Consider the following 15,850-nt stretch of genomic DNA (forward strand, 5'->3'; position numbering starts at 1 on the left):
TGCGGTTTCTGCCTCCCCCAGCCGCACCTCAGACGCGGTCATAAATATCCTGAACACGGACGATGTCGTCCTCCCCGAGATAGGAGCCGGACTGGACCTCGATCAGATTGAGAGGGACCTTTCCGGGATTCTCCAGACGATGCATGCATCCCAAGGGCACAAAAATCGACTCGTTCTCGCGCAGCAGGATTTCCTCGTCGTCGCGCGTGACGATCGCGGTGCCGTTCACCACGACCCAATGTTCGGCGCGATGATAATGTTTTTGCAGCGACAGCTTGGCGCCGGGATTGACGGTAATTCGCTTGACCTGAAACCGTTCGCCGGCGTGGATCGACTGATAGTATCCCCAGGGGCGATGGACGCTGTGGGTCTGGGTCGCCGACCGATGGCCGTTTGCCTTCAGACGCTCGACCAGTTTTCCAACATCCTGGTCGCGCTTCCGGCTGGTCACCAGCACCACATCAGGCGAAGTGGCGATGACGAGATCCTCGACCCCGAGCGCCGCGACCAGTTGCCCGTCACCGCGCACGTAGCAGCCGGAGGTGTCTTCCATCACTGCATCGCCAATCACCACATTGCCTGACTGGTCCTTTTCCGCCATCGACCACAACGCCGACCAGCTTCCGACATCGCTCCAGTCGAACGTGGCGGGAACGGCCACCGCATTGTCGGTCTTTTCCATGATCGCGTAGTCCATCGAGATGGACGGGCAGGCTTCGAAAGCCCGCTCATCGAGGCGAAGAAAATCGAGATCGCGCGTTGCGCCGGTGAGCGCCTTGCGGCAGGCGGCGAGAACATCCGGCGCCCGATGCGCCAATTCGTCGATGAACTGGCGCGCCGGCAGCAGAAATATCCCGCTGTTCCAGACATGCTCGTCGCAGGCCAGCAGCCGCTCGACCGTCACCAGATCCGGCTTCTCGACAAAACTTGCAACGTTGCGAATGGGGGACGCGGCTTCCAGCTCGTCGCCCATCCGGATATAGCCGAACCCGGTTGCCGCCGACAAAGGCCGCACGCCGAACAGGACGAAGCGACCGTACCGCGCCGCCGTGACGCCCATCGATATCGCGGCGCGAAACGCGGCGTGATCGCGCACCCAGTGGTCGACCGGCATCGCCAGTATCACGGCGTCGGGATCGTTCTCACTGGCGAGCAACGCGGCAATCGCGACAGCGGGAGCGGTATTCCTCCCGAACGGTTCGAGCACGATGGTTGGCCGATCGATGCCGACCGCGCGCAACTGCTCGCCGATCGCAAACCGATGCTCGGCGTTGGCGATCACCATCGGTTCGTCAAACAGCGAACGATCGTCGACCCGCAGTGCCGTTTGCTGCAGCAAGGTGTTTTCGCCGAGCAGCGAGAGCAATTGCTTGGGATAGGTCTCGCGCGACAGCGGCCACAGCCGCGAGCCGGCCCCGCCTGACAGGAGAACGGGCACAATACGGCCGCGCGGTTCGATCATCGCCATTGCATGGTCCTTCGATTCTTCTTGCGATGTATTGACGTTGCGGATGATCAGAATCCGCTTCCCGACAGGAATTCCTTCCGGATCGTGCGGATGATGATCATGATATCCAGGCGCAGCGACCATCTCTCGATGTAGTGGAGATCGTAATCGATCCGCGAAATCGCAGGCCCGGACTGGGCAGTGCTTCCCCTGCAACCGCTGACCTGCGCGAGGCCGGTGATGCCCGGCCGCGCCGTATGGCGCTGAAAATAATATGGCACGAGGTCTTCGTAGGGCAGATCCGCTGCCAGCATTCCCGGCACATGCGGCCGGGGCCCGACGAGCGACATGTCGCCCTTGATCACGTTGATCAGTTGCGGAATTTCGTCGAGGCTGGTCTTTCGCAGAATTCGCCCCACACGCGTCACGCGCGCGTCGCCCTGCACCGTCTGCCTTATGCCGCGCACGTCGCCCGCGTCGTTACGCATGGTGCGAAACTTGTAGATCTTGAAGCGGCGGTTTCGATAGCCGTACCGGTATTGATAGAACAGCACCGGGCCCGGCGACGTCGCCTTTATCGCCACTGCAATCGCGATCAGGAGAGGGGCGAAGAACAGCATTGCGCCGCTTGCCGCAGCGATATCGAAGATGCGTTTTGCAATCGACGACGACGGCTCAGTCCGCGCGACACGGCGCGAACGCCGGCGGCCTCGATACGCACCATACGTACCGCCGCCGGCAAACTCGACAGGCCGGACCGATATCTGGGTTCGTTCTCTCCGAATCGGCGTGACGTTGTTCCGATCGAAGTTGGCTGTCACGATCGAGGTCATGACTCTCCTCTCTGCTGGAACCGGATGGTGACCGAGGAATGCTCGAATTGCTCGGACAGAGCGTGACGATTCCGCAGCAGCGAACGTCAGCCCTTTCGCAGTCGCTAAGACTTTCCAGAATCTTGAGCGAAATTTGGCGCGAAAGCGAAAATGTCGCTCACAACATCGAAACTGAATCCGTCGCGCAGTTTGTGCGACGCGATATTTCGTTTTGTTCGGAGGCGCTTAGTTTCGATTTGCCCGGTTAATGAGCTGCGTGTGAATCGACGCTGCTATGCATTAGCGAAAATCGCGGAACAAAATCCATCATTCGATTCTCGACATTTCAATCGAACAAATGCAGCGCGCCGCACGGGCAACAAATGGCCGTCACGTCGTTGTTTTGAACGAGATTGTTGATCGAACACTATGCGATACGGCGCAGCCTAGCGACAGACACAGTGGTTAACGCGCACGCGCTGGCGCTGTCATCGCAAGGCTGCGGAAGAAAATAGAGACGGCAGCGATTCGCGAGCCGTCCACTTCACGGAACAATTCCGGGGAGGCGCCCATGATGGCCGAACGTCTGCATAGCCGCGCGCTGGTGCATCACGACAAATTGTCGAGATCGTCGCCCGACCGCAGGCTGAGGAACCGTATCCTGATCGGCAACGTGATTGCGTGGATCACGATCGCAATTCTGATCTATCTGATCTTCTTCTAGAGGGTGCACCTCGGCGCATCATGCATTGACCGCCGCGCGGTTCCATGGTCGATATCTCAAATCATGCACCGATCCGCGGCACCTTCGCGCTCCGTTAACGCTTCAGCGCCCGCCGATACGCGCATCTATGCGGTCGGTGACGTCCACGGTCGGGCCGACCTGTTGAGCGAGATCACGGCACGTATCGATGACGACATCCAACGTAGACCGATCGCGCGCACGGTCGAAGTCTATCTCGGCGACTACATTGATCGCGGTCCGCACTCCAGGACAGTGATCGATCTGCTCGCGGTCCGGCTCGTCGCCAATCGCGCAGTGTGTCTGCGCGGCAACCACGAAGCTGTGATGGAAGGGTTCCTTCAGGATCCGGCCATCCTGCAGTATTGGCAGCCATTGGGCGGCATGCAGACGCTTGCATCCTACGGCATTGAGCTGCGCGACGAGACCGAGACGGCTCTCGACCTGCATCGGCGCTTTCTTGATGCGTTTCCGCGTGCACACGAATTGTTCATGCAGTGTTTGTGCAATCAGTTCAGTTGCGGTGATTTCTTGTTCGTGCATGCCGGCATTCGCCCGGGAATTCCGATCGATCAACAGGATGTTAACGATTTGATCTGGATTCGGAACGAGTTCCTGGAGTCCACGCATAATCACGAAAGATTCATCGTGCACGGTCACACGCCGGTGCCCCATCCGGATATTCGTCATAACCGAATCAACATCGACACTTGTGCGTGGCGGACGGGAACGTTGACCTGCATTGCGATCGAAGGATCGACGATCCTGTTCTTGTGACACGCGTGCAATGACTTGTGATTTGCGTGCGCGCATCTTGGGCAGATGGAACTGCCGCATCACATTCTTTCGCCTTGTTTGCTTCTTTATCATCGGCGGCTGTACGTGCACTCACGGAGATGCAGCCATGCAGCAACGGTCGTCCAGCGCCGGCCTGACGCTTCACTTTCTTCTTTTCGTCCTTGCAATCGCCGGCATCAGTGCCGGTCTTTCAGTTCAAACCTCTGCACAAACGCCTCCCTCCGCATCATCTGCGGAGGGTTACATTCTTGGCCCGAACGACCGAATCAGGCTGAAGGTCTACGGCGAGCCCGACATCACCGGCGAATATGAAATCAACAATAACGGTCAGGTTTCGATTCCACTCGCCGGCCACATCAAGGCTGCAGGCGCGACGACGCGACAACTCGAAAAGTCGATCGCATCGGCGCTTGCAAAGGGAATCGTGCGTGATCCCCGCGTGAACGTCGAGATCGCACAGTATCGGCCGTATTACATCCTCGGCGAAGTCAAGAAGAGCGGCGAATACCCGTATCGTCATGGGCTCACCGTCCTGGATGCGGTCGCGAGCGCCGGCGGATTCACCTATCGGGCCAACGAAAACAAGGTCTTTCTGCGCCGCGCAGGCGCCGGTACGGAAGAGACCTATCCTCTCGACGCGCCCGTTCCGGTTTTTCCGGGCGACAACATTCGGGTTCCGGAGCGTTACTTCTAGCATCGTGGAACTGTAGATGAGGTGAGTGCGCTCGCGCGTGGATGACGGCGTTTGTGTTGCGCTGTCGTCACAATCGGCGTTTTGCAATGCGAAATATTTTGCGACGCGAGGAAAACTTTTTCCGGCAAGGCGCGTTGCAAGCGAGCGCATCACTTCAATCTCACAATTCGACACCTTGCGCCCGCGTACCCGAGTATGAGGCCTGCCTTTCTTATGCGCAGTCGACGGTCATTTTCTGAGCGATGGGCTTCGCCCGTTAAGTGTTCGCCGCCTTCGCGCTCCCGCAAGGGATGGGTGATGGGATTCGAGTTTGCACTTGCATGGACGAATGCGTCCGAAGGAAGCGGAGAACGATCGCATTCCATACGCGTATCCGGCCGACGCCGCTTCAACCTCTTGCCGGCGCCGGCCGCTGCAATCCTGCTGGGTCTCGGATCGTCGGCGCATGCCCAGGCGATCCCGTGGACCAGCGGAGAATTCGCCTCACCCTGGAACGCACAGAAAATCTTTGAGCCGTCATCCCTGCCAGACAGGACCGACCCGGAAACCCGCGAAGAGATACCGCCCGAGGACATGCCGGTGAAGAAGCGACAACAGCCTGGCTATGAACCCATCGGCATTCGCTCCGGCTCCTGGATGTTCAACCCGTCGCTGACCGCCGGTACCTTTTACGACAGCAACGTCTTTGCGTCGAACACAGCGCAGCGCTCCGATATCGCGGCGGTGATTGAGCCGACCCTGCGCGCACACTCATTATGGGGGCGGCATGGTCTCGACCTGAAACTGAATGCGCAGTCGACGGCCTATAGCCAGTATTCGAGCCTGAACCAGACCAATGCCAGTCTGAAGGGCAATGGCTGGCTTGATATCACGAAAGACACGATGCTGCTGGGCAGCTTTCAGATCGCGCATCTGAACGAAGGCGTCGGCTCGCTCAATTCGCCCAGCAACGCCATATCGCCGACACCGTATAATCTGATGTCCGGCGACGTCACGCTGCGCAGGGAATTCAACCGGCTGACGACGTCGATCGGCTTCCGCACTGATTCCTACGACTTCGGATCGACACGCGCGCAGGACGGCAGCGTCATCAACCAGGACGCCCGCGACGGACAGATTTACGCGCTCCACAGCCGGATCGACTATGCGATCTCTTCCACCCTCGGCTGGTTCGGCGGCGTGGAAGGCAATCAACGCGACATCAGGGGAACGCCGGGCCATACGCTGGACTCGCAAGGGTATCGCGCCCTGTCCGGCATCACGGTAGGCTTAAGCAATCTGGTTACCGGCGAATTCGGCGCTGGCTACGTCCAGCAACGCTTCGACGATCCGTCGATCGGCATGATCGAAGGCCCTTCCTACCGCGCGCGGCTGACATGGCGACCCACCCGCCTGCTCGACGTGCATTTCAATGCCGAACAGCTCGTCACGCAGACCACCGACACCAGCGCCACCGGCGTGCTCGCCAACGCGGTCCAGCTCGGCATGGACTACGAACTGCGGCGCAACGTCATCGTCTCGCTCGCCGGCGGATACGAGAACGACAGGTTCTTCGGCCAGCTCCGCAAGGACAACGTGCTCACGTCAGACACGCGCGTCAAATATCTCGTCAATCGCTTCGCGGCCGTTTCCGCCTACTACCGCTACACCAAGCGCGACAGTGACGTCCCCGTCTTCAGCTTCGACAAACACCTGGTAGGCATGAATGTTACAGCGCAATTCTGACCTGCCCTATGTGATCCCTGACGAGCCTCAGAGCCGTCCGGCCGAAGGCTGGCAGTATCCGACCGTCGATTTGCGCGAGATGGGCCGCATCCTGCGCCGCCGCTACAAGATGGCGCTGCTGCCGGCTGTCGCCCTGCTTGGCCTGGCGATGATCTATTTGTTGTTCACCACCACTCTATATACGGCGACGTCGACCGTGCTGGTCGATCCGCGCCGCGCCAATGTCGTCGAGACCAACCAATCCGTGCTGTCGAACTTCGGCACGGACGATGCGACCATCGAAAGCCAGACGCTGCTGATCCAGTCGGTTGCGATACTGGTGCGCGTCGTCGGCAAGCTGAAGCTGACGGAAGATGCGGAGTTCAGACCAAAACCCGGCCTCCTCGATCCAATCAAGGGGCTGTTCCGCAGCAGCGGGCCGAGCGACGGCGCCAGTCCCGAGGATGCCGCCAAGTCGCGATCGGTGGAAATCCTTCAGAGGCGGATGAAGGTCACACGGCAGGGCACTACCTTCCTCGTCGACATCGCCGTCAATTCGGAATCGCCGCAGAAAGCCGCCACTATCGCCAACGCGATTGCGGATGCGTATTTCGACGAGCAGGTTCGCGCCAAATACGAAGCCACCCGCATTGCCGCGAATTGGCTCAACGGCCAGATCGACGAATTGAAGTCGAGAGTCGTCGCCTCCGAAAAGGCGGTCGAGGACTATCGTTCCGCCAACAATTTGATGGTGTCGCAGGGGGTCACGCTGAATGACCAGCAGATCACCGACCTCAACAACAAGCTGATCGCCGCGCGCGTGCAAACGGCGGAGGCACGGGCCAAGTACGAACAGGTCCAGGACATCGCCAAATCGGGCGGCGATCCCGGCGGCATCAATGCGGCCATCTCCTCCGAAATGATCACCAAACTGCGCACCCAGTTCGCCGACATCGCCAAGAACGAAGCCGACCTGTCGAGCAAATATGGCGCGCGTCATCCTCTCGTCGCCAACGTCCGGGCCCAGCGGCGCGACACCCAGAAGCTGATCAACGAAGAAATCCGGCGAATACTGGAGAGCACGAAGCACGACTACGACGTCTCGCGTTCACGCGAAGCGTCGCTGCAGCAAAGCCTCGACCAGCTTCAGGGCGTATCCACTTCCTCAAGCCAGGCGCAGGTGCGCCTGCGCGAACTGCAGCGCGAGGCCGAAGCCAACCGCACGCAATATGAATCCTATCTGGCGCGCTCCAAGGAAACCACGGCGCAAGAGAGCCTGGAGATGCCGGACTCCCGGATCGTTACCAAGGCCAGCATTCCGATCAGGCCGTCATCGCCCAAGACGATGCTGATCCTCGGCCTTGCCGTGATGCTCGGCCTCGGCGCAGGTAGCGTGCTGGCGTTTCTCGCCGACTATCTCGACGGCCGCGTGAAGACACTCGAGCAGGCCGAAGCCATTTCGGGCGTGCCCGCGCTTGCCGCGGTTCCGTTGATCGGCGCGCGGGAGCTGGCCGGCCTTGCCCGGCGCGGCCGCAATGAACTCGGCCGCTATGACCCGAAGACCACGAAACTGTTGCCGCCGGCGCTGCAGCCGCCCTTGACGCGTTACGCGATCGACGAGCCCGGCACGTTTTTTGCGGAAGCGATCCGTGCCGTTCGCCTCGCGCTGCAACGCACGATGCGATCGCAGCCGGTGAAGGTCGTGCAGGTCACCTCCGCGCTCGACAGCGAGGGCAAAACCACCCTTGCCATCAACCTCGCGCAGTCGCTGGCCATGCTCGGCATCCGAACGCTCCTCATCGATGGCGACCTACGCAACCCGCAAGTGACCCGCGCACTCTGTCCGCGCGCCGATGCCGGACTTTTGGAAGTGGCGATCGGCCAGACCGCGCCTGAGCACGCCATTCTGGTGGATCGCAGCACCGGACTTTCGATTCTGCCGTCTACCCCCATCAAGGAAGTCGAATTCATCACAGAGCTGATGTTCTCCGATCGGATCGTCGACGTTCTCGATCACTTCCGTCACCGCTACGAGTTGATCGTGATCGACTCGCCGCCGCTGGTGCCCCTGGTCGATGGCCGCGCCCTCGCCGAACTGGCCGATCGCATCATTCTGGCGCTGGCCTGGGACCAGACTCCGGGCGAGGTGCTGTCCCATGCCATGGACCTGCTGGCCCCGGTCCGCGACCGGGTCATGGGAACGGTGTTGACCCGCGTCGATCTCAGCCGCCTGCAGTTCTATGACTATTACCGCAGCTCGGCCTATCTCAAGCCATACGGCGCCGCGAGCCTCCATGCCGGAGCTGCGCGGTGAGAGCGCGCGGACCGTTGAACGGGTCGACCGGCGTTGCCCAGGTGCATCGTCGCCCCCTTGCACTAGCGGCGCCGCGGCGGGCTTCCCATGCGCGCGGGCGCATCACCAATGCCGACGCGTTCCTCGAACGGATGGCGGCCGGCCTGATGCTGCTGGCTGTGATGGCAACGTTCACGATCTCGTCCTCCGTCCTGACCAACTTCAAAATCCACTATTTGACGGCGGGCGGAAACTTCTACGAAAAGCTGCACCCGGCGACCTATTTCACGCTGCTCGCATTTGCTCTCCTGCTGATACGCAGCCGCGGCCCGATCGGCGAGATCAACCGGATGTTTTCCGAATCGAAGCTGCTGCTGGCTTATCTGCTCTGCTGGCTGTTTCTGCTGATCCAGGTGTTTGTGCTCGAACGCCCGTTCACGGTGATCATCGACACGTTTCTGCTGCCGATCCTGATCGCGATGGTGATGTGGCAGTTGCCGGGCGCGCAAAAGCGCCCGCTGGCCTGGGCCATTCACCTGACGATCCTCCTGAACGTCTTGCTCGGATATTATGAGTTTTTCTCCGGCCATCGGCTGATCCCATTGACGCTCGGTGACGTCTTGGTGGCGGGAGAATGGCGCTCCGCGGCGCTGCTGGGCCACCCGCTGACGGCATCCGGCATCGTCGGCGCCTACGTGCTGGCGCTGGTGCTTCGTCCGGCGATTTGTCCGCCCCTCTTGGTGCGGCTGCCGCTGATCGCTTTCTGCCTGGGATCGCTGATGGCCTTTGGCGGCCGAACGTCGTTGGTCACGGTGCTGGCGATGATCGGGCTGGTCGGAGGCTTTGAGGCGTTCCGCCTGATGCGGGGCAGGCGAATGCCGCTTCCCGCGGCAATTCTCGCAATCTGCGTGCTGTTTGCTGCAGGCGCCATCATATTCGCCGCGCTCGACCTCGGCATTTTCGACAAGATGCTGCTGCGCTTCTCCTCGGACAAAGGCAGCGCGCTGGCGCGCTTCGCCACCTTCAACCTGCTCTCGCACTTCGATTGGCATGAGCTGATCCTCGGCCCCAACCCGGTTCGGGTGAATGCGTTGCAGGCGCAACTCGGCCTCAACTACGGCATCGAAAACTTCTGGATCTCCTCCATCGTTCAGTTCGGCCTCGTCCACACCATCGTACTGACGATCGGGCTGGTCTGCTTCTTCGTCGAATTGCTGCGCCGTTCGAGCGGCGCGGTATGGGCAATTGTGCTGCTGATCGTCGTCATCGCCGCCAGTTCGGTGAGCTTCTCGTCGAAGAACATTCAGCTCGCGCAGTTCGTGATCCTCATTTCGGTCTTGCTGCCGCGCGAGCAGCGGCGCGTTGCCGCGCCCCAGCAAGTCCGCAACCCTGTCAGCTACCGGTCCGTTCCGGCATAACTTTAGGATTCTCTTTCGCATGGCCATCTATGTCGACAACACCCACCTCGGACGTCACGTCACCGGTCTCGAACGCATCACGCTTGAGCTGTTCTCCGCGGCGGCGCTTGCGCCGCTCGATGTCGTGCCGGTGAAGGCGCAGGGGCTTCGCCAGATGCTGACGACGCAGACCCTGGGTTTGCCGATGCGGCTCGCCGCTTCGTCCTCTATCCTGCTGTGTCCCGGCTTTCCGCCAAGTCCGCTGCTGCGGCCGTTCGCTTCGCGGGTGATCCCCTATATCCACGATGATTTTCTGATCACGCGGCGCGCCGAGCTCAACATGCGGGCCCGACTTTATATGGCGGGGCCGTTCAAGTTCGCGCTGCGTCACTACCCGCGCTTTCTGGCCAATTCCGGCGATACGAAGCGGAAACTTGCCGCGCATTGCCGACCCGACGCGGAAGTGACGCTCTATCGGCCCTCTGTCCGCAACGTATTTGGCCTGGACTCGGACGCGCGCACCGAACGGAGCACACAGCCCCGCCCCCTTCGGCTGATCGCGCTGGGCACGGTGGAGCCGCGCAAGAATTTCCGAGCGGCGGCGAAAATCCTCGACGCGCTGCGCGTGCAGGGATTTCCGGAAGCGACGCTGGATATCGTCGGAAGGCCGGGATGGGGCAACGACTGGCAAGCCCTCGAGACCTGCCCCGGAGTCACCTTGCTCGGATATCAGCCGGCAGACGAGGTCCGCCGGCTGCTTGACGCCGCCGATATGTTCATTTGCACCTCGCATGACGAAGGCCTGGGGTTGCCCCTTTTGGAGGCGCAGTATGCCGGCCTTCCGATTATCGCGCCCGATGCCGCCATTTTCCGCGAAGTGCTCGGCGAGTCCGGCATCCACATCGACACCGCCGATCCCGCCTCTGCGGCCGCGCGGATCGCGGCGGCGCTATCGAACGAGAATTGGCGCTCCCGATACGTGACGCAGGCGGAGCAGAATCTGGACCGCTGGAACGATCTGGCAAGCGGCGACCGCGAAGCGGTCATCAGCCTGATCGCCCGTCTTGCCGCCTGACATCAGCCCTTCCAGGAAATTCGAGTCCGGAGTACCGCCGCCTTGCATGACACCGACGCCACAAGGCATCAGGATGGGTTGCGGATCATTGCGGCCGGCGCCGTGGTGATCCTGCACTATTCCGATTACTTCAAGGACGTGCCTGTCGGCCGCTTCTTGGTCGCGCACACCTGGCATTTCAATCTGTTCGTCGATCTGTTTTTTGTCGTCTCCGGCTTCGTCATCGCCCGTCAGTATTTCGGCCGCGTCAACGATGCCGCATCGATCGGCCGCTTTCTCTGGCGTCGCCTTGCGCGCATCTATCCGCTGCATCTCGCCACGCTTGCCTTCTATGTGGCGCTTGCCGGCGCGCTTCATTTCGGCGCCGCCCGAACGGACAACCCGGCCCGTTACCCGCTTTCCGACCTGCCCGCGCAGTTCCTGCTGCTTCACGCCTTCATCGGCGAGCGCCTGACGTTCAACTTCCCGAGCTGGTCGCTGTCGGCGGAGATGTTCTGCTATCTGCTTTTCCCGCTCGTCGCGCTGATCGCGCAACGACGTAAGGAGGCGGTCATCGCGCTGGTGATTGTTACCGCGCTCGTCAACTCCCTTTGGGCATCGGCAGCAGGAACGACGCCCTGGGCCGACTGGATCAACCAAGGCGGCGCCTTCAGGGCGCTGCCGGCCTTCAACCTCGGCATGGCCTGCTACCTGTTTCGCGACCGGATCGCGCATTGGCCTGCGATTCCCGGCGCGCTGGCCGCATCGCTGGCGGCGTTTATCATGCTCGGCTCCATGCTGCCGACGATGACCGCCCTGGTGGCGATCTACGCCATCGCGGTGCTCGCCGTTCAGGCGGACTGTGCGGGGCGCGAGACGCTGCTGTCGCGGCTCCGTTTCGATCGCTGGTCGCCGCTGACCTATTCCTGCTACATGCTGCATATTCCGGTTGCGACCCTCGTCATCACCTTCGGATCGCGGCTGCTTTCCCTGTCGCCGCATGAGCGGCTGATCCTTGCGCCGGTGGCGATCGTCGTACTTGCATTCGCAAGCGTCGTCTCACTGCGCACGTTCGAAACGCCGCTGCGGCGATATCTGACCGAGGCTTACGACCGCCGCGCTATCAGGCCCGCGCCGTCCCCCGCGATCTCGCGGCAGGAGAGCACATGATGACGGTCGTGGAGCGCATAGCGGCAAATCCGCGATCCCTGAGCGTCGCGCATGCGACGGCCAGAAGCCGCGACGGCGTCGTCGACGCCATGCGCGGCATCGCCATCCTGATGGTGATCGGAATCCATTCGCTGCCGCAGCCGCTCGACGCTATCTGGGCAACATCACTTGACGCGGCGCTGCGGCCCTGCGTGCCGGTCTTCCTGTTCGTATCAGGATATCTGACGGCGCTTTCCGGCCGCGTGCCGCTCGCGAAGCGGTTAAAGGCGGCCTTGATCCCCTATGCGATCGCATTCGCCGCCGCCTATGCCTACATGGCGCTGCACAATCCGGCGATGGACCACCGCATCACCACGACGCTCGCCCGGTTCGGGCTGGGATACGTGTTCGTCTACTATTACGTCTTCGTCTATATTTGTTGCACGCTCGGTCTATGGCTCGTCTTTGCGGTTGGCGGGACCGGACGGCCGGATTCAAGAAAACGGATCGCGGCTCTGCTGATACTCTCGATCGGCTGCGGCTTGCTTGCCGGCAGTTACCTCGACCCGGCCATCTCCAGACTCGGTGCCTCGGACGCGTTGCTCGACGAAGTCCGCATGCGCGACATTCCATTCTGGTTCTCGTTTGTCGCGCTCGGCGCACTGACCGCGCTATTCGCAGACCTGACCGACCAGAGCATTCGCCGCTCGTTGCTTGGCGCCATGCTTGGGGCCTACATGCTCTATGCCGCCGTGCGCATTCTCAACCTGGGCGACGCTGCCACCTACGATTCGACCGCGTTCTTCCTCTATGCAGCCCTGTTCTGCATTCTGCTGTTCGCCATCCAGCCGGGATCGCCGCTGCTTGGATGGATCGGCTCGGGCAGCTACTTCATCTACCTCTGGCACATCTTCATCGTCATGGCGCTGCGCGATCACACCACGCTGCGCCACCTCGGCGGCGTCGCTAGCTTTGCCGTTAGCAGCGGCTTGACTGTCCTCGTCAGCGCCGCCGCGCTGCTGGCCGTCCGGCAGCTCGCCTCCCCCCGGCTGTGCCGCTGGTTGGGGGCCTGAGCGATGCTCTTGAAACACACCCTGCTCTATCTGCCCGCGCAATTCGTCGGACCGCTGTTCCAGCTTCTGGCGATGATCGTGTGGACGCATGTCGTCGATGAGCACACGCTCGGCGTCATCACGCTGATCACCGCCACGCACGAATTGCTGCAGATCGGCTTTCTCGCCTGGTGGTCGCAGTATGCGCTGCGCTTCCTCGGACGGTATCAAGACGCCAACGACGCGCCTCGCTTCTATCGCACCGAAAATGCGGTCCTGCTGACATCCATTGCGTTGCAAAGCGCGGCCGTCATCGGAATTCTGCTTCTGGTCATCGCGCCCGGCGCCAGAACGGGCCTTCTCGTTGCCACCGTCGCCTATGTGATGACCCGGTCTCTCAACCTCTACATCGGCGAGCGCGCCCGCGCGCAGCAGCAGATCCGGGTCTACACGATCCAGCAGGTGTTCGGGCCATCCGTCGGATTTGTCGCCGGCCTGGCGTTGATCGGACTATTCGGCAAATCGGCAGAATGGCCACTTGCCGGCTATGCGATGGCGCAGTTGATCGCCGTGCTTATCGTTCTGCCGCGAATTCGCGGTGGATACAGCCTCTGGCCAGTCGACCGGGAGATCGTCGTACACGCGCTGCGCTACGGCATTCCATTGATTGTCGGCGGCGCGCTCGGCTGGGTCGGCCTCAACGCGTCGCGCTTCATCGTCAACCAAATGTCGGGCGTGGCCGCAGCCGGACTGTTTGCGGTGGGTTACGGCCTCGGCCAACGCGCCGCGGCGGTAGCCGCTATGCTGGTGACGGCCGCCGCGTTCCCGCTTGCGGTAAAGAGCATGGAACAGGAAGGTAGCCAGGCCGGCATGCGCCAGCTTGCCGCCAACAGCGCGCTGCTTGCCGCGATCCTGGCGCCGAGCCTCGCCGGCATATTCATGCTGAGAATGGAGATCGTACATTTATTGATCGCAGTGCCGTTCCAGGAGGTGACGCTCGCCATCCTGCCACTCGCTACGCTTGCCGGCGCGATCCGCAACCTGCGCGCCCATTTCGGCGATCAGGTATTTCTCCTGCAGAACCGGACGCGCTGGATGATGGCCATCGCAGCGATCGACGCGTTGACGACCGTGGTGTTGAGCGCTCTGTTCCTGCCGCGATGGGGCCTCACCGGCGTCGCCGGCGCAACCGTGCTGGCGGCGCTGGCCGCCGCCATCGTCAGTTTCTCGATCGGGTTCACCAAATTTGGCCTGCGTCTTCCGGTCGGCCATCTCGTCCGCATCGCATTGGCCACGATTGCTATGGCGGCGTTGCTGCGGATCTTTCCGGAAGCTCGCACCATTGCCGTGTTGGCCGCACATGTCGCGGCGGGCGCCGCCGTCTATTTCGCGGCGCTTGCCCTGCTCTACGCACCGACGCTGGTGCGAATGCTCCGCCCACGCCCCCAACATTCGGGGGCATGAGCGTATCAGGCACGATCGGACCCTACGACTTCCTGGCATTCTCGAACGCGCGCGCCATCGCGAACCAGAGCGGCTTCTTTTGCATCGACGAATCGAACGGTAGCGGCCGCGGCAGGCGTTGCGCGAGAGGATCCTTCTTCTTCGCCGCATCGGTATAGAACGAGTAGTTATCGGCCAGTTCCCAGGCTATCACCATCTTGACCGCCGGAACGCGCAGCGCGTTGTTCAGGAACTTCTCGGCCGTCTCGGCGATCATGGCATCGCGGGTCGCGATGTCATCGGGAAACGTGTCGTCGCGCACGTCGAATTCGGTCAGATAGATATCGACACCGCGTTTGGCGAGCGCGTGCAGGAATTCGGCAAAGCGTCCGGGGTCGTGCGGATACCGCGGCTGCAGGTGGCTTTGCAATCCGACCGCATGCAACGGCACGCCGGCATGCTTCAATTCGTCGACAAGCTGCAGTAGGCCGCGACGAACCGCGAGACCGACGTCATCGTCGCGCTCGCTCTGCGCTTCGTTGAGAACCAGTTTCGTCTTCCGGTCGACCGTCGCCACGCGCTCGAAGGCGCGGCGTACGTATCCCGTTCCGAACGTGTCGTACCACGGACCGAGCCTGTAACCACCGGGTGCCTTGTGCCCGGGCCAGAACGGTTCGTTGACGACATCCCATGAGTGCAGCTTGCCGACATAACGGGCAGCCACTTCCTCGATATAGGCATCGAAGAACCTCTCGCGTTCGGCGCTGCTCATATTTTTGATCCATTGCGGAACCCATTCGTTCCAGATCAGGCAGTGGCCCCGCATCGGAATGTTGTGGCTTGCACAGAATTGCAGCAGACGGTCCGCGCTCTCGAATCGCTTCGGCCCCGGTTGCGGCGCGATGGTTCCCATCTTCATCGCAATATCAGTCGTAACGATGCGCGTCTGCGTCTGATAGAGCTCGCGATAGGCATGATCCTTGTCGATCACCGGACCCGCCGCCGCGCCGAACACGATTCCGTTGCGCGCCGCGATGGCGCCGAGACTCTGCGCGGGCTGCGCGGCGAATACTCTGTTCTCGTACGACGCAACACTTGCGCCTGCGATGAGAGCGAGCGCATTTCGCCTCGACCACTCCTGCATAGCTGATCTCCATCATGTGAATGATTCGTCGCAACGTCTTGTTGTTCGCAGCGCGACATCGCCATCGTTGCGTCGCATTAGTTCGTTTTCGTGACGATGCCGGTCGAGAATTTTTCGGAAC

General features: G+C 61.6%; 14 protein-coding genes. 11 read left to right on the forward strand and 3 right to left on the reverse strand.

All coding sequences use genetic code 11. The annotated features are described in order from the left end of the window. Positions 1–28: 28 nt before the first annotated feature. Both CP49_RS33085 and CP49_RS33090 read right to left on the reverse strand, forming a co-directional pair. The gene (locus tag CP49_RS33085) at positions 29–1,462 is read right to left on the reverse strand and encodes a mannose-1-phosphate guanylyltransferase/mannose-6-phosphate isomerase (protein WP_057854353.1); all 1,434 of its coding nucleotides are present in this window, start codon (positions 1,460–1,462) and stop codon (positions 29–31) included. A gap of 53 nt (positions 1,463–1,515) precedes the next feature. Further along, complete coding sequence (locus tag CP49_RS33090; protein ID WP_057854323.1) at positions 1,516–2,280, reverse strand: sugar transferase; 765 nt, start codon at positions 2,278–2,280, stop codon at positions 1,516–1,518. 38 nt (positions 2,281–2,318) lie between these two features. Between CP49_RS33090 and CP49_RS33095 the strand changes: the two genes are divergently transcribed. From CP49_RS33095 to CP49_RS33140, 11 genes are all read left to right on the forward strand, one after another. After that, positions 2,319–2,528: a hypothetical protein gene (locus tag CP49_RS33095; RefSeq protein ID WP_057854324.1), complete on the forward strand. Its 210-nt coding sequence runs from the start codon at positions 2,319–2,321 to the stop codon at positions 2,526–2,528. A gap of 302 nt (positions 2,529–2,830) precedes the next feature. Next, positions 2,831–2,983 carry a hypothetical protein gene (locus CP49_RS45420; protein ID WP_156438789.1) on the forward strand — a complete coding sequence of 51 codons (153 nt, stop codon included), beginning with the start codon at positions 2,831–2,833 and terminating at the stop codon, positions 2,981–2,983. A 63-nt stretch (positions 2,984–3,046) separates the two neighbouring features. Beyond that, positions 3,047–3,778 carry a metallophosphoesterase family protein gene (locus CP49_RS33100; protein ID WP_057854325.1) on the forward strand — a complete coding sequence of 244 codons (732 nt, stop codon included), beginning with the start codon at positions 3,047–3,049 and terminating at the stop codon, positions 3,776–3,778. 127 nt (positions 3,779–3,905) lie between these two features. Then, complete coding sequence (locus CP49_RS33105; RefSeq protein ID WP_057854326.1) at positions 3,906–4,493, forward strand: polysaccharide biosynthesis/export family protein; 588 nt, start codon at positions 3,906–3,908, stop codon at positions 4,491–4,493. 297 nt (positions 4,494–4,790) lie between these two features. Then, positions 4,791–6,218 (forward strand): outer membrane beta-barrel protein, encoded by a 1,428-nt coding sequence (locus tag CP49_RS33110; RefSeq protein ID WP_057854327.1) that lies wholly within the window; start codon positions 4,791–4,793, stop codon positions 6,216–6,218. After that, complete coding sequence (locus CP49_RS33115; RefSeq protein ID WP_057854328.1) at positions 6,199–8,511, forward strand: AAA family ATPase; 2,313 nt, start codon at positions 6,199–6,201, stop codon at positions 8,509–8,511. The genes CP49_RS33110 and CP49_RS33115 overlap by 20 nt, the downstream gene beginning before the upstream one ends. Then, entirely contained in the window at positions 8,508–9,908 is a 1,401-nt protein-coding gene (locus tag CP49_RS33120; protein WP_197423306.1) for a VpsF family polysaccharide biosynthesis protein, read from the forward strand. Before CP49_RS33115 ends, CP49_RS33120 begins: the two co-directional genes overlap by 4 nt. Before the next feature lie 19 nt (positions 9,909–9,927). Further along, a complete protein-coding gene (locus CP49_RS33125; RefSeq protein ID WP_057854330.1) occupies positions 9,928–10,962 on the forward strand; it encodes a glycosyltransferase in 1,035 nt (344 codons plus the stop codon). Between the two features lie 42 nt (positions 10,963–11,004). Further along, entirely contained in the window at positions 11,005–12,111 is a 1,107-nt protein-coding gene (locus CP49_RS33130; RefSeq protein ID WP_057854331.1) for an acyltransferase family protein, read from the forward strand. Further along, complete coding sequence (locus tag CP49_RS33135; protein ID WP_245310990.1) at positions 12,108–13,163, forward strand: acyltransferase family protein; 1,056 nt, start codon at positions 12,108–12,110, stop codon at positions 13,161–13,163. The genes CP49_RS33130 and CP49_RS33135 overlap by 4 nt, the downstream gene beginning before the upstream one ends. Positions 13,164–13,166: 3 nt before the next feature. Then, a complete protein-coding gene (locus CP49_RS33140) occupies positions 13,167–14,606 on the forward strand; it encodes a lipopolysaccharide biosynthesis protein (RefSeq protein ID WP_057854332.1) in 1,440 nt (479 codons plus the stop codon). Between the two features lie 22 nt (positions 14,607–14,628). Here the strand turns inward: CP49_RS33140 and CP49_RS33145 are convergent, their stop codons facing one another. Next, positions 14,629–15,729 carry an endo-1,4-beta-xylanase gene (locus tag CP49_RS33145; protein ID WP_057854333.1) on the reverse strand — a complete coding sequence of 367 codons (1,101 nt, stop codon included), beginning with the start codon at positions 15,727–15,729 and terminating at the stop codon, positions 14,629–14,631. Between the last annotated feature and the right edge of the window lie 121 nt (positions 15,730–15,850).

Source organism: Bradyrhizobium valentinum (assembly GCF_001440405.1).
Taxonomy (GTDB): domain Bacteria; phylum Pseudomonadota; class Alphaproteobacteria; order Rhizobiales; family Xanthobacteraceae; genus Bradyrhizobium; species Bradyrhizobium valentinum.

Excerpts from the sequence above, each read along its gene's own strand:
- CP49_RS33135 (WP_245310990.1), top strand. The coding sequence starts at position 12,108 with ATGATGACGGTCGTGGAGCGCATAGCGGCAAATCCGCGATCCCTGAGC.
- CP49_RS33100 (WP_057854325.1), top strand. The coding sequence starts at position 3,047 with ATGCACCGATCCGCGGCACCTTCGCGCTCCGTTAACGCTTCAGCGCCC.
- CP49_RS33125 (WP_057854330.1), top strand. The coding sequence starts at position 9,928 with ATGGCCATCTATGTCGACAACACCCACCTCGGACGTCACGTCACCGGT.
- CP49_RS45420 (WP_156438789.1), top strand. The coding sequence starts at position 2,831 with ATGATGGCCGAACGTCTGCATAGCCGCGCGCTGGTGCATCACGACAAA.
- CP49_RS33115 (WP_057854328.1), top strand. The coding sequence starts at position 6,199 with ATGTTACAGCGCAATTCTGACCTGCCCTATGTGATCCCTGACGAGCCT.
- CP49_RS33085 (WP_057854353.1), bottom strand. The coding sequence starts at position 1,462 with ATGATCGAACCGCGCGGCCGTATTGTGCCCGTTCTCCTGTCAGGCGGG.
- CP49_RS33110 (WP_057854327.1), top strand. The coding sequence starts at position 4,791 with ATGGGATTCGAGTTTGCACTTGCATGGACGAATGCGTCCGAAGGAAGC.
- CP49_RS33095 (WP_057854324.1), top strand. The coding sequence starts at position 2,319 with ATGCTCGAATTGCTCGGACAGAGCGTGACGATTCCGCAGCAGCGAACG.
- CP49_RS33090 (WP_057854323.1), bottom strand. The coding sequence starts at position 2,280 with ATGACCTCGATCGTGACAGCCAACTTCGATCGGAACAACGTCACGCCG.
- CP49_RS33105 (WP_057854326.1), top strand. The coding sequence starts at position 3,906 with ATGCAGCAACGGTCGTCCAGCGCCGGCCTGACGCTTCACTTTCTTCTT.
- CP49_RS33145 (WP_057854333.1), bottom strand. The coding sequence starts at position 15,729 with ATGCAGGAGTGGTCGAGGCGAAATGCGCTCGCTCTCATCGCAGGCGCA.
- CP49_RS33140 (WP_057854332.1), top strand. The coding sequence starts at position 13,167 with ATGCTCTTGAAACACACCCTGCTCTATCTGCCCGCGCAATTCGTCGGA.